The 13,155-nt window shown below is 61.0% G+C and carries 16 protein-coding genes and 1 tRNA gene; 9 read left to right on the top strand and 8 right to left on the bottom strand.

Features of this window, described 5'->3' with window-relative positions; translation table 11 throughout:
- Nucleotides 1–18: 18 nt before the first annotated feature.
- A tRNA-Leu gene (locus ACSQ20_RS08980) sits at nt 19–105 on the bottom strand.
- A 75-nt stretch (nt 106–180) separates the two neighbouring features.
- On the opposite strand from ACSQ20_RS08980, the gene ACSQ20_RS08975 reads away from it, so the two are divergent.
- The 5 genes from ACSQ20_RS08975 to ACSQ20_RS08955 all read left to right on the top strand — a co-directional run bounded on the left by ACSQ20_RS08975 (nt 181) and on the right by ACSQ20_RS08955 (nt 4,629).
- On the top strand, nt 181–642 hold the full coding sequence (locus tag ACSQ20_RS08975) for a hypothetical protein (protein WP_436019087.1): 462 nt from the start codon (nt 181–183) through the stop codon (nt 640–642).
- Nucleotides 639–1,571: an acyl-CoA desaturase gene (locus tag ACSQ20_RS08970; protein WP_436019085.1), complete on the top strand. Its 933-nt coding sequence runs from the start codon at nt 639–641 to the stop codon at nt 1,569–1,571. The genes ACSQ20_RS08975 and ACSQ20_RS08970 overlap by 4 nt, the downstream gene beginning before the upstream one ends.
- A gap of 11 nt (nt 1,572–1,582) precedes the next feature.
- On the top strand, nt 1,583–1,873 hold the full coding sequence (locus ACSQ20_RS08965; protein WP_436019083.1) for an acyl carrier protein: 291 nt from the start codon (nt 1,583–1,585) through the stop codon (nt 1,871–1,873).
- Entirely contained in the window at nt 1,870–2,763 is an 894-nt protein-coding gene (locus ACSQ20_RS08960) for a class I SAM-dependent methyltransferase (protein ID WP_436019081.1), read from the top strand. The genes ACSQ20_RS08965 and ACSQ20_RS08960 overlap by 4 nt, the downstream gene beginning before the upstream one ends.
- Nucleotides 2,764–2,844: 81 nt before the next feature.
- Nucleotides 2,845–4,629 carry a fatty acyl-AMP ligase gene (locus ACSQ20_RS08955; protein ID WP_436019079.1) on the top strand — a complete coding sequence of 595 codons (1,785 nt, stop codon included), beginning with the start codon at nt 2,845–2,847 and terminating at the stop codon, nt 4,627–4,629.
- Between the two features lie 20 nt (nt 4,630–4,649).
- Here the strand turns inward: ACSQ20_RS08955 and ACSQ20_RS08950 are convergent, their stop codons facing one another.
- Complete coding sequence (locus ACSQ20_RS08950) at nt 4,650–5,102, bottom strand: GlcG/HbpS family heme-binding protein (RefSeq protein ID WP_436019077.1); 453 nt, start codon at nt 5,100–5,102, stop codon at nt 4,650–4,652.
- A 135-nt stretch (nt 5,103–5,237) separates the two neighbouring features.
- Between ACSQ20_RS08950 and ACSQ20_RS08945 the strand changes: the two genes are divergently transcribed.
- Nucleotides 5,238–6,134 carry a LysR family transcriptional regulator gene (locus ACSQ20_RS08945; RefSeq protein ID WP_436019075.1) on the top strand — a complete coding sequence of 299 codons (897 nt, stop codon included), beginning with the start codon at nt 5,238–5,240 and terminating at the stop codon, nt 6,132–6,134.
- A gap of 25 nt (nt 6,135–6,159) precedes the next feature.
- Here the strand turns inward: ACSQ20_RS08945 and selD are convergent, their stop codons facing one another.
- The 3 genes from selD to mnmH form a co-directional block, all read right to left on the bottom strand.
- The gene (gene selD / locus ACSQ20_RS08940) at nt 6,160–7,242 is read right to left on the bottom strand and encodes a selenide, water dikinase SelD (RefSeq protein WP_436019073.1); all 1,083 of its coding nucleotides are present in this window, start codon (nt 7,240–7,242) and stop codon (nt 6,160–6,162) included.
- Between the two features lie 43 nt (nt 7,243–7,285).
- Nucleotides 7,286–8,356: a permease gene (locus ACSQ20_RS08935; protein WP_436019071.1), complete on the bottom strand. Its 1,071-nt coding sequence runs from the start codon at nt 8,354–8,356 to the stop codon at nt 7,286–7,288.
- Between the two features lie 66 nt (nt 8,357–8,422).
- Nucleotides 8,423–9,604 carry a tRNA 2-selenouridine(34) synthase MnmH gene (gene mnmH, locus ACSQ20_RS08930; protein WP_436019069.1) on the bottom strand — a complete coding sequence of 394 codons (1,182 nt, stop codon included), beginning with the start codon at nt 9,602–9,604 and terminating at the stop codon, nt 8,423–8,425.
- 399 nt (nt 9,605–10,003) lie between these two features.
- Between mnmH and ACSQ20_RS08925 the strand changes: the two genes are divergently transcribed.
- Together ACSQ20_RS08925 and ACSQ20_RS08920 are read left to right on the top strand one after the other, a co-directional pair.
- Nucleotides 10,004–10,297: a hypothetical protein gene (locus tag ACSQ20_RS08925; protein ID WP_436019067.1), complete on the top strand. Its 294-nt coding sequence runs from the start codon at nt 10,004–10,006 to the stop codon at nt 10,295–10,297.
- A gap of 1 nt (nt 10,298) precedes the next feature.
- The gene (locus ACSQ20_RS08920) at nt 10,299–10,577 is read left to right on the top strand and encodes a hypothetical protein (protein WP_436019065.1); all 279 of its coding nucleotides are present in this window, start codon (nt 10,299–10,301) and stop codon (nt 10,575–10,577) included.
- A gap of 49 nt (nt 10,578–10,626) precedes the next feature.
- On the opposite strand, the gene ACSQ20_RS08915 is transcribed toward ACSQ20_RS08920, so the two are convergent.
- Entirely contained in the window at nt 10,627–10,863 is a 237-nt protein-coding gene (locus tag ACSQ20_RS08915) for a hypothetical protein (RefSeq protein ID WP_436019063.1), read from the bottom strand.
- A gap of 221 nt (nt 10,864–11,084) precedes the next feature.
- Complete coding sequence (locus ACSQ20_RS08910; RefSeq protein ID WP_436019061.1) at nt 11,085–11,288, bottom strand: cold-shock protein; 204 nt, start codon at nt 11,286–11,288, stop codon at nt 11,085–11,087.
- 609 nt (nt 11,289–11,897) lie between these two features.
- Here ACSQ20_RS08910 and rpsU point away from each other — a divergent pair.
- Nucleotides 11,898–12,110, top strand: coding sequence for a 30S ribosomal protein S21 (gene rpsU, locus ACSQ20_RS08905; protein WP_436019059.1), 213 nt, complete (start codon nt 11,898–11,900; stop codon nt 12,108–12,110).
- 118 nt (nt 12,111–12,228) lie between these two features.
- On the opposite strand, the gene ACSQ20_RS08900 is transcribed toward rpsU, so the two are convergent.
- Complete coding sequence (locus ACSQ20_RS08900) at nt 12,229–13,119, bottom strand: LysR family transcriptional regulator (RefSeq protein ID WP_436019057.1); 891 nt, start codon at nt 13,117–13,119, stop codon at nt 12,229–12,231.
- Nucleotides 13,120–13,155: the final 36 nt, after the last annotated feature.

Genomic DNA, 13,155 nt, shown 5'->3' with positions numbered 1-13,155 from the left:
AAAGAAACGAGAAATAAGTGGTGCGAGGAGCGGGACTCGAACCCGCACACCATTGCTGGCGTCAGGACCTAAACCTGGTGCGTCTACCAATTTCGCCATCCTCGCAGCCGAATCGCGCATAGGTATGCAATGCGCGTTCGTGTTCGCTGTTCATGCTGCGGCCGCTTGACGGACTGCCGTGTGGAAAGATTCACGCCATTTCTTCCACTCGAGCGCCTTTCAAACGGCGAACGCAAGATTGTAACCGATTCGCGAAGCACTGTGGCCAAGCGACATAGCGACGGCAGGTTTGCACTTGCACCGACGATACGCCGCACCCTGGATCGGTCCGCTTTTAGTTGTGCACTCAACGAAAACAGCATCGACGGCACTGCCTGCCGTTTCGGTTCTAATCATTCCCGTAGTAGGCGTTTTTTGGGTTTGGCCCATCGTATTTCGCGCAACGCCACGCCGGTCAACGGCTTGCGTACATTGCGCGTGCGCTTCGCCGAAACACGCGACTCCGAAACACGCGCTCCGCGCAAGCACGCAATTTTCCTAACATTGGGATTGCAAATCCCATCGACGAGCACCGCGTTCGCCATTGTCGGAAAAAACCCATTGGAGGCGTCATGCAAGGCTGCACCGGCGGACCGGCTATGAGCCCTGGAGCCAGGCGGGTTATCGACGATCCCGCGTTGCGCCGGCTGCAGCGCAAACACTTCGTCATTTTCGACATTCTGCCGATTCCGGTAACGCTGGTTGCATTCGCCACGGCACGTTCGTTTCACGTCGGCATGCAAGAAGCCGTAGTGTTCTTGCTCATGTGGGCTGCGACGGGGCTCAGCGTATCGGTTGGCTACCATCGGCTCTTCACGCATCGCTCGTTCAAAGCAAATCGCGTGTTGGCCGCAGCGTTGGCGATCGTCGGGCAGATGGCCGGTCAAGGCCCCGTCATCTCATGGGTGGCAATGCATCGGCGGCATCACGAATTAACCGATCGAGACGGCGACGTCCACTCGCCGAATTTGCATGGCGCCTCGCTGCGCGGGCGCCTGCGAGGGCTGGCTCATGCCCATTTCACCTGGATGGCGGGGCACCCGTATCCCAATGTGGTTCAGTACGCGCCGGATCTCGTGCGCGAACGCCTGCTGGTTGCCATCAATCGGCGCTACTACTACTGCGCGATCGCGGGAGTCATTTTGCCGGCCATCTTGTGTGCGGCGCTGCGAGGTGAATGGATAGGACTCCTAACGGGTGCGCTGTGGGGTGGCGTTGTGCGAATGTTCATTCTCGAACACTCGATTTGGGCCCTCAACTCGTTTGGCCATATGCTCGGTACGCGACGATTTCGCGCGCGTGACGAAAGCCGCAACATCGCGTTATTGGCGCCGTTCGTTTTCGGCGAGCCGTGGCATAACAACCATCATGCGTTCCCCGCGTCGGCGTCATTCGGCCTTGCGTGGTATCGCATCGATCCCGGCTATTGGTTCATCTGTCTGCTCGCGCTGACCGGGCTTGCGCGGGAGGTCAACGTGCCCACGAAAGCCCAAATGCAAGCGCTCGAACGACGGCCGCTCGCCACTCGATAAGGAAAGCCAACATGCACACAGAACTCGCCCAAGGCAGCCCCGCAACCGTCGATGCCGCGATGATCGTCGCGTGGTGCAAGGCTTATCTCGCGCAGGTGCTCAACTTCTCCGAGGCTGAACTCGACGAACATGCCGAGCTCGACAGCCTCGGGCTCGACTCAGCCATCACGACTTCGATGCTGCTCGATCTCGAGGTATATGTCCGCCAGGAAATCCCGCCGTCGGTGATATTCGAAAATACAACGCTGGCCGAGCTCGCCGCGGACGTTGTGCGCCGCCTGCCGCAAAGGCACGCTGCATGAGTACCGCCGCAACGAACTATGGGGGTTCGGCCTCCGCGATCGCCTATCACTACGACGTAGGCCGTGCCTTCTACGCGCTCTGGCTCGACGATACGCTGTCCTACTCGTGTGCACTCTGGCCCGACGCGAGTGCCGGCGGCGAACTGCGTGACGCACAGCTCGCGAAGATCCGCTTGCATCTCGACGCGGCGCATGTTCAAGAAGGATCGAACGTACTCGACATTGGCTGCGGATGGGGCGCGCTGTTACAGCTCGCGTGCCTCGAACGGCGAGCCGCGAGAGCCACGGGGCTCACATTAAGCCACGATCAATTCGACTATGTCAGCGCGCTTGGCTTGCCTCACGCCGACGTGCGACTCGAGCATTGGGCCGATCACGAACCCGAGGCGCGCTATGACTCCATCGTCTCGGTCGGCGCATTCGAGCACTTCGCCTCCCCCGAGGACAGCGACACCCAAAAAATCGCGCTCTACGCCGATTTTTTTCGTCGCTGCCGCGATTGGCTCACGCCCGACGGGCGCCTGTCGCTGCAAACGATTGCATACGGAACGATGAAACGCAGCGAAGCCAGTGCCTTCATCAATAACGAAATTTTTCCATCGGCAGACCTGCCTACATTCGAAGAAATCGTCAAAAGCACGCAAGACCTGTTCGAGATCACGAGTGTCGTCAATCATCGCTTGCATTACGCCCGCACACTCGAGTGCTGGGCGCGCAATTTAGCGAAGCGAAGAGAGCAAGCGGTGCAACTCGTGGGTGAAGCGGTCACGTCGCGCTATGAACGCTATCTCAAACAATCGGCCATCGGCTTTCATATGGGAAAAATCGGCCTGCTGCGATTGGCGCTACGCCCGATCACCGGCCGTTGGAAGCACGATGCGCGATGGTGAGATGGCGAAACGCCAGATCCGCATTGCATTGCACCGCTTTGCATGACGAACTAACTCCATTGATTCACGAGTCGATTCTCGATGACGATGACACTGCGCCTTGCTTTCGATCGCGACCCGACCTGGCACGCAGGTGCCGTTTCGACGCTCGCGCAAACGCTGCGCCACTGGGCAAGCGTGAAACCCGATGCGACGGCGTATACGTTCCTCGTGCGCGGACAAGCCGTCGATAGCATCAGCTATCGCGAACTCGATCGCGCCGCTATCGGGCTCGGCAGCGCGCTCGCCGCGGCCACGCGTCCCGGTGCGCGGGTCATGCTGATGCTCGGGTCCGGTCTCACGTTCATCGTCGCGTTCTTCGCGTGTCAATACGCGGGCGTGGTGCCCGTTCCTATTCCGTCGTTGCGCAACAAGCGCCTGCGCGACGCAACGACGGCGATTGCGCGCGATTGCGGCGCGACGGTTTGTCTGGTATCGGAGGACGTGCCGCGCTCGATCGCCGATGAACTCGATGGCGCGACGCCAGACATGGCGATCTGGCCGCTGAACGATTGGACGCCGTTCGTCGACGACGAGCGCGGCACCGGCGGTGCTTTTCATCCTGCGCACGACACCGCGTTCATCCAATACACGTCGGGCTCGACCTCACTGCCGAAGGGGGTCGTCGTCCGACAAGCGAACGTATTGTCCAATCTCGCGATGCAGTGCGATGCGTTACGCAGCTGTCCCGGGGTGATTTATGTTGGATGGGCGCCCTTTTACCATGACATGGGCCTTATCGGAAACATCCTTCAACCGCTGTACATGGGTGGACATTCGGTGCTGATGGCGCCGGGCGACTTCGCGCGCGACCCGACGCTATGGATGCGCGCGATCAGCGAATACCGAGCGCAGGTCAGCGGCGGCCCCAATTACGCCTATGACCTGTGCATCAAGGCGTTCGAAAAAATTCGCGCCTGCGAGGTCGATCTGTCCTGTTGGGAGGTGGCATTCAACAGCGGCGAGCCCGTTAGGGCGAACACCGTCGAGACGTTCTCAGCGCGATTCGCCGCACTCGGTTTGTCTGCTACCGCGATGTACCCGTGCTACGGCATGGCGGAAGCCACGCTGATGATCTCGGGCAAAGACCCGGCTGCTGCCACCGTCGTCATTAGCGCCGACAAGGCCGCGTTGGCCGGCGGACGGCTCGTGGCGCCCACGCTGCCCGACGGCAACTCGCGGCTCGTCGGATGCGGCCACGCATTGGCCGGCGAGTCGATCGCCATCGTCGCGCCACACACACGGCAAGCGCTGCCGCACGGCATGGTCGGCGAAATCTGGGTAACCGGCTCACACGTGCCCGAGCGCTATTGGGAGAACGAAGCGGCGTCTCGCGACACGTTTCATGCGCATATCGAGGGCGACGAAACTCGCACTCGCTATTTGCGCACCGGCGATCTCGGCGTGATGCGCGACAACGAGCTGTTCGTCGTCGGCCGGCTGAAGGACGTCATCATCGTGCGTGGGCGCAACTATTATCCGCAAGACATCGAGCGCATCGCCGAGCAGGCAAGCCCTGCCGCGCGCGCCGGCAGCAACGCGGCTTTTTCCGTTGACGGGCCCCACGGCGAGGAAAGGGTCGTACTCGTACAGGAGATCGAACGTGCGAGCCGGCGCAATGTCGATACTGCCGAGCTAGCCGCGCACCTTCGCCGCGCCATTTTCGATGAATATGAGCTAAGCCTGTTCGACATTGTCTTCATCGAGCCAGGCACCATCCCGAAGACATCGAGCGGAAAAATCAAGCGGCGTGCAGCGCGCGAGTCCTATCTCGCAGACACGCTCGCAAGAGTGCGCGCAGCAACGCCGACCGCATTGCCGGCCTGACACCGTTCGACGCAGCTATTCTATTGCGGCGCGTGTTCGGCCAGCGCGTTGGCGCCAGCCTGCGCGACTTGCGCATCTTGCTCCGAACTCATCCCCGATACGCCGATTGCGCCAACCACTGCTCCGTCGCGCATCAATGGAATGCCGCCATTCAGCGGCACGAGATTCGTCATACCGAGCAACCGCCAGTGGAGCCCGCCTTGTGCCACGGCATCCTCGAAAACTCGCGTGGGCCGGCGAAATCTGACTGCGGTCTCGGCCTTTTGTTTGGCGACTTCGATACTGCCAAGCTGTGCTTGATCTAGCCGCTCGTGGAGCATCAGGTTCGCTCCGCTGTCGACAATCGCAATCACCATCGGCCAACCGTTACGCACGGCTTCTTGTTCCGCCGCTTGAGCGACGCGACGCGCATCCGCGAGCGTCAATTGGCTGCTATAAGTAAGCGGGGTATCGGTTGTGTTCGCTTGTGTCATGTCTTGTCTCCGGTCACGTGAAACACCTGTGATTCGCCCTAATGCAACGAACGCGTCAGTAGACTGTACGCTTGCATCCCTGCCGCGCATAGCGCGCAGAGCCGTCAAACATTCTTCCGAAAATCGAGAGAATCCGTGAGCCGAGACGAATATGAAGTATTGCTGGCCATCATCGACGACGGCAGTCTCACTGCCGCGGCGAAATCGTTGGGGCGGACATTGCAATCGGTGAGCCGCACCCTTGCGGCAATCGAAGGCGATCTGAACGCGACGCTCTTTCATCGTACGACGCGCCGCGTCGAGCCCACTGCGGCATGCCTGAAATTCGCGGCGAAAATCCGCCCTGCCGTCCATGCGATACGAACGGCGCGGGAGGAAGTTGCAGATCTCGCCAAGGAGCTGCGCGGCAGCATTCGCGTCGGAGCACCGACCACTTTCGGTGCCGATTTCGTCGCACCGATCATCGCGCAGTTCTTGCAAGCCCATGCGAACATTCGAGTGGAATTGCTGCTCGACGAGCGACATGTGGACCTCGCGCATCACGACATCGACATTGCTATCAGGCTGGGGCGCCTGCCCGATTCGAACTTGCGAGCCAAGCCGATCGGCGCATTGCGACGTGTGGTTTTCGGTGCGCCTCACTACTTCGAGTTACACGGCTGGCCCGCTCATCCGTCCGACCTTGCTACGCACGAGTGCATCCTGCGCCAGGACACAAAGCGCGAGACATGGACATTCAACCGTGCCGGCGGCTCCGTCGATGTGACCGGCCGCTTCAGGTCGCCGAGCGCCATGGCCTGCAACCAGGCTGCGCTCGCCGGTGCGGGCATCGGACGCGCGCCCATCTTTCAAGTGCAGTCGCTGCTCGATTCCGGGGCGGTCGTGACTGTGCTCGATGCATTCGAGCCCGCACCGGCGCCGATGCACCTCGTTTGGCTCTCAGGGCGTACGATCCCGCGCCGCGTGCGCACATTGATCGATTTCCTCGCTGTGCGTCTCGCGTGCGTCGGTTGCGTTACTTCGGAGTCCTAAATATGACCTGGCCGGGTACGCTATCTCAGGCAACGACCACATGCGGCGCGCCCTGCACGAGCGTACCAATGACTGCGGCTTCGTCGAAGCCGCCTGCTTTCATACAGGCAAGCACCTCGCCCACCGCGTGCGCCGCACAGGACACGAGCAGACCGCCCGATGTCTGCGGATCGGTCAGCAATGCCTGTGCAAACGGCGGCAGCGCTGGTGCGAGCGTGACATCGGCACCATAGGCAGCCCAGTTGCGAGCCGACGCGCCCGTGATCATGCCGCGCTGCGCCAGTTCGATCACGCCTTCCAGCCAAGGCAGCGCAGAGAAGTCGACGCGTGCAGCAAGTTGGGCACCACGGCATAGCTCCAACAGGTGCCCGAGCACACCGAAGCCCGTCACATCCGTCATGGCATGGACGCCATCGAGCGCGGCCAGCGCGGGGCCAGGCCGGTTCAGCCGCGTAGTCGCGGCAATCATTGCCGCATATCCTCGAGCATCGAGTTGCCCCTTCTTAAGAGCAGCCGACAATACGCCGACACCAAGCGGCTTACCCAGCACGAGCAGATCGCCTTCATGCGCGCTCGCATTGCGCGCGATATGCTGCGGGTGCACGACGCCGATCGCGGCAAGCCCATAGATCGGCTCGACCGAGTCGATCGAATGCCCGCCCGCCACAGGTATGCCGGCTTCTGCACAGATTGCTTCGCCGCCGCGCAACACACTCGCGATGGTCTCGCGCGGCAGCACGTTAATCGGCATGCCAACGATCGCGAGCGCGAACAGCGGCTTGCCGCCCATCGCATAGATATCGGAGAGCGCGTTGGTTGCGGCGATGCGGCCGAAGTCGTACGGGTCGTCGACAATCGGCATAAAGAAGTCAGTCGTCGCGACAATGGCCTGCTCGTCGTTGAGCCGATAGACTGCGGCGTCATCGGCCGTATCGGAGCCGACGAGCAGATCCGCGAAAGCCGGCATTGGCACCGTGCGCTTGAGCAACTCGGCCAGCACGCCCGGCGCGATCTTGCAACCACACCCGCCGCCATGGGAAAGCTCAGTCAAACGCGGCACCGCGGCAGCTGTCGTCGAAGTCGAAGTCGAAGTCGAAACCGATGTCATCGCAGTGTCTCCAAAGAACGCGCGAAAAAAAGCCGCAAAGCACTCATAAGTGCAACGCCGCCGCGATGCAGCCCGCCATGATTCCCGTGGCCAACACCATCAGCAGCATCATGACCACCACGCGCGTACCCAACGCGCGCGCAGTCATCACGAGCGACGGAACACTGATGGGCGGCAACGTCATCATGAGCGCCGCGGCAGGGCCTGCCGCCACACCGAACGAAAGCATCGTCTGAACGATCGGCACCTCGCCCGCGGTCGGAATGACGAACAGCGTACCAGCCGCGGCGAATGCGACGATCCAACTGATCGCGTTGTCGACCTCGGGGCCGACATGCGGGAAAAGCCAGGCGCGCGCCGCACCCAGCAGCAATACGAGCACGATGTATTCCGGCACGAGCCGAACGGTCATCTGCGCAAGCAGCTTGAGCCAGCGGGCGAACGCGTTGCCCTGCGGCGACTCGCCAGCTATCTCCAGCGATTGCAGTTGCGCTCGCGCGGACGCGCGTTCGGCGGCGCTCGCCGTCGCATCTACGAGCCACCCGCCACCGAACACCAGCAGCACACCTAACACCAGGCGCAATGCGGTCCAATGCCAGCCGAGCACGAACCCCATGAACACCAGCGTGGCCGGATTGAGCACGGAATTGCCGAGCCAAAATGCCACGGCAGCGCCTTGCGACGCCTGGCGCTTGCGCAGCCCCACCACGACGGGCGCGGCACAACAAGTGCACATCATTCCTGGAAGGGCAAGCACGCCACCGGCTGCGACACTGCGCAACCCCGCTCCCCCGAGTACGCGCGCAATCCAATGCGCGGGCAGTAGCGTCTGCACAGCCGAGCCGAGCAGCAAGCCGAGCACCATCGCTTGCCAAATCGCACGACCATAGGTGCTCGCGTAGTGCAGCGCCGCTTGCCATGATGCGGCGGGCGGTGTCGAAGCCGTGCCGCTGAGGATCGAATGTCCGATCGAATGGGTGCCCGCGGCGACAAAGAGGCGCGCGTAGTACGGCGACCACTTGACGTAAAAGAGCCCGGCCACCGCAATCAGCACAAAAACTGCAACGGCGATGGGCGATGCCGCCGGGCGGCGGGTTTGAACAAATGATTCCATGGTCCGGTAGGCGTGCGCTTGGTTTTGTCGTACAGGGTTTGTGTCGCTGATCTCGCGCGATTCGGTTCAGCTATCCGCAATGCCAGCCGGTGCGCCATGCCGTCCGTTGCGTTGCGCGCTCGATTGGTTCGTCGGTGCGGCAGATGCCGTGCTCGGCGCACCTGGTATGGCGCGAGCAGCAATGGACATCATGCCGTTTGCTTCGAGTTGAGCGAGGAGTTCGCGCGCCTGGTCGATGCGGTTGGCCACGCACGCGCATGGGTCAAACGAAAACTGCATCGCATGGTCGATTCGGCCAAACGAGCGCTCGCTGCTACGCGCGTAGGCAGGATCGTAATGCGCTTCGACGAGTTCCGTAAACAGTTGCGTCCGCTCGTTCGCATCGATCAGCGTATGCCAGCGCTCGACGGTCTGGCGGCTTTGCAACCCGATCAATCGCGCCAGTTGATCCTTGAAATGTTGTGGCGTATCGAAAAGATGCGCGTAGTCTTCGAGCAAAAACTTCACACGCATCGGCAACGGCGCGCTCACGCGCACGCAACGGCCGGCACGAAACGCGTCGAGCAATGAAGTCGGGACAGTGATCTTGCCGATACGGCGGCTTTCCGCCTCGATGAACACGGGACGATCCAACTGCATTGCCGAGAGCGCCGTGGCCAATGCAGTGTCGAACGCCTTTTGGGTCGGCTGCGGCGAATCGGGTAATGCGCCCAACAGCGAGCCACGATGCAGCGCGAGCGCTTCCAGATCGAGTACCTGGGCGCCGGCTGCGGCGAGTGCCTGCAGCAAGCGGGTTTTGCCCGTTCCGGTATGGCCCGTCAGCGCGATATACGTCAACTGCGGCGCGAGATGCTCCAGTTGATCGAGCACGTGATGCCGATACGCCTTATACCCGCCGTCGAGCTGGCGAGCCTGCCAGCCGACCATGTTGAACCAGGCCGTCATCGAACCCGAGCGCTTGCCGCCTCGCCAGCAGTAAATGAGCGGGCGCCAGTTGCGGGGCCGATCGGCAAAGCAGGTGTCGAGGTGATGTGCGATATTGCGCGCGACCATCGCGGCGCCGATGCGCGTTGCTTCGAATGGCGAACGCTTGTAAAGCGTGCCGACGATCACCCGTTCCTCGTTGCTGAGCACGGGCGCATTGATTGCGCCGGGGATGTGGTCTTCCGCGAACTCGAGCGGCGTGCGCACGTCTACGATCTCGTCGAACGAGGCGAGCGCATCGATTGGGACAACGAAATTTTTCACGGGGAATGCGTGCCCGGCGCCAAGCTTTGGATCAGGCCATGTCCGCGCGCCGTATGGAAAAGAAGTGATCCGGCATTATCGCACGTCGGCCCGGCTCCCCGTTTGGGGGCCTCTGCCGCTCGGCGCCAGATAGACCGTCGCGGCAGACGTGCGCGGAAATTTAACTGTACAAATAGAGGAAAGCGCGTACGATCGGGCGAAAAGCCGAGTGCTCTACCCCTAGCGCACGAAAGGCGCACCAAAAGGTGCGCCTTCTTCATTTTTTATCGGCCAGCGAACGCAAAAGCAGCGCCCAGTTCATCGCGGCTGCGCAATCAACCCGGCAGCGTGTCCATTGATCCGTTGCGCTACGCCACCTACATCATTACGCCGCGCGCGAGCGCGGCCACGGAGCAGTCCATGACAATCACCGCCAACCTTCGCCTGTATCGCGGCTTTGAGATCTATCCCCTCGTCTTTCCCCACCGGGCAACCCAGCCGGGACTCGCGCGCGATTACGAGGCAGGCTTCGACGCAGCCGTCAGAATCAGCGAGCTCGCATCAGGCACGCTTGCGGCCCGCAGCCGCGTGTTTCGGCTGGCCTCGCCCAAGCCGTTCGAGAATACCGGCGACGCACGACGTGCCTCGACGCTCTACGCCGAACAATTGATCGATGCCAGCACCGGCGGCGACAGTCTATGGGATGTGCAATGACGTGAACACGCCCATCCATCCGCACTATCTCGTCATCCGCATCGGACACGAATCGTATGTTCTCGACGAGAGCGGCACGTTGATGCGCCGATCGGCCAGCCGAATGCTGCAATCGTTCGCGCGCACGCGTGGGCGGCCTATCTCGCTCGAAGATGCGCGCTGGGACCGGTTCATCGACGACAACGGATGGACGCAGCAAGAACGCAAGCAGGCGTGTCTCTATTCGCTCGTAAAAGGCGGCGAAACGCGGCATCAGCTTGCGCTTTTGGCTTTCCTCTGACCGCAAGCAAGCTTGCGGGTATCGCCTGGCATACGCGTGACCGAGCCGATCAACCGCGCGAGTCGATCCAATGACGCGCCCAGCGCTTCGAAAAATCGATTGCTTCGGCTTCGTTCGAAAAATAATCGAGCGCATAAAAATCGTAGCGATCCGACGAGACCGGTAGGGTCGATCGCTCGATCATCAGGTTCGAGGAAAAATACCCGTCGGGCAAACGATGCGCCGAAGACTGTACCGCATAACCGCGGTAGTGCTGAACATGTGAGTGTGAACGTGAATTACGCATTTTAATTTTGTTTTGAACGGAACTTGCCTCACGCTGCATTGCGCACGTGAAAAGCGTTTATCCGTGGAATGATTGACCAGCAGCAGGGCGACTGACCTGCAGATTGAAGAGCCGTAGTAAACCGAGGCCGAAGGAATCGAAGCTGGAAAAGTAGCGCACGACATCGAGCATTCGATGCCGTGCAACGGCACCGGCGCTGAGGCCGGCGCAGGCACTTCAAATTACAGCGCCGTGATATTCGCGGCCTGCAGGCCCTTGGGGCCACGCTTGGTTTCGTACTGCACGCGTTGGTTCTCGGCGAGCGTTTTGAAGCCTTCGCCACGAATCTCCGAAAAATGCGCGAACAAATCGTCGCCGCCTGCGTCAGGCGTAATAAAGCCGAAGCCCTTGCTGTCGTTGAACCACTTGACGATACCCGTATCCATAAAAATCCTTAAAGCAAAAAATAAACATATACGCGCCCAGCGAAAAATTTCGCGGGTGCAGAGTCAAAGTATCAAGCAGGGAGAGGACAACGAATACAGCGCGACAAGCGGTGAACTGATGAGCAGCAATCGGACTTCTTGAAAACTTCAGATTCGAATAGTATCCGGCACCGTTCGGACTGTCAAGCAGCTTGTTGCGCTGCCTCTCGAAATAACGCGGAAAGCCATGATCCGGCTCGCTTTTCGAGCGCTACTAATGAAAAAACGTCGGGTCAACCGGGCAATAACGTGTATAGTGACTTGCCCTTTGCCGCGGAACGATCGCATCGGCATCGCCCTGATGCCCGGCCGGAGCCCCTCGCTCCCCTTCTTTTTTCCGCGCGCGCTCGAGCTTTTTCGCCGATAGATTGTGTTGGCAGGCCGTTTGCAAGGCCGATATGGCCCAACCCGTCGGCTACGGCTCATGGAAACGGGGCACGATATCATCGACAGATATAACACTTGGCGCGTCTGTCCTTGACTGATGAATGACTCATGCGCCTGGGCGGCGAGTTGATGCGCTCAAAAGCGCTTAGCACGACGCCGCTGGAGTCCCAACCAAGGAACGACTTGACAACCGTTACGCCTAAACTGAATGAACCGCTCGAAGTTGCACTCCGCCGCTTTCGGCGCGCTATTGAAAGCACTGGTCTCCTGAAAGAGCTTCGCGCCCGGATGAGCTACGAAAAGCCCACCGCCGAGCGCAAGCGCAAGAAAGCCGCCGCAGTGGCCCGGTTGCGCAAGCAGGTTCGCCGCTCGCAACCGCCGAAGAAGATGTACTGAGTGTCCTGATAGATGCACCGACGCCCGAAGCGTCTCTCGTGCCTTGATACCACGCCGGCAACGTCGCTCGACTTTGCCGGCAAGGTATTGCCCCAAGCAACGCTTCCCACGCAACGCATCAAATGCCTAGCGCCCGCGCGAAGCGCTGTCGCAAGAATTGCGTGAACGCGCGGATAGTGAGCGAGCTTTCGCGATGTTGCGGGCACACGGCATAAAGCGCGAGCGCAGGCGCCGCGAATACATCGAGCAATTCGATCAATTCCCCATTCGCAATCGCAGCCGAAACGATGAATTCGGGCAGTAGCGCTACGCCCAACCCCGCGATGGCGGCATCACGAATCACTTCACCATTATTGGCACGCAGCGGGCCCCGCACTTCGATAGCGCGCTTTACGCCGTCGATGACGAACTCCCAACCCGTGCGCCCTTCCTGCCCGTAGAGCAAACACGGGTGCCGAATCAGGTCCTCCGGTGTCGCCGGCGGCCGGCGCGCTGCGCGATAAGCCGGCGAACAACAGGTCACCATCCGGATCTCGGCAAGCTTTTGTGCGATCAGCGTCGAATCCGACAGCGTTCCGATGCGCAGCGCCATGTCGAAGCCGTCGCCAATCAAATCGACGACCCGGTCACTCAGTTCGATATCGACACGCACCTCCGAGTTGCCACGCATGAAGTCGGCAACGAGCGGCGACAAATGCGTCGTGCCGAACGACATCGGCGCGCTGACGCGCAGCAAGCCCCGCGGCTGCGAGCGTCGCAGCGACATGGCCTGCTCGGCATCCGTCACCTCGGCCAGGATTCGCTTCGCCCGCTCGTAAAGCTCCTGGCCCAGGTCGGTTACCGTGAGCTTGCGCGTATTGCGCACGAGCAAGCGCACACCGAGACCGGCCTCGAGTGCCATTACGCGGCGGCTTACGAACTGCTTCGACAATTGGAGACGATCCGCCGCGGCGGTGAAATTACGCGCTTCGACCGTAACAACAAAGATTCGCAGATCGTCGAGTTGCATAGGAGTGCTTACTGAATGTCCACTAATTTGAGACAG

The organism is Trinickia sp. LjRoot230 (assembly GCF_964253315.1).
Lineage (GTDB): Bacteria > Pseudomonadota > Gammaproteobacteria > Burkholderiales > Burkholderiaceae > Trinickia.
The sequence above is the reverse complement of the archived record's forward strand: the minus strand, read 5'-3'. Positions and strand labels throughout refer to the sequence as shown.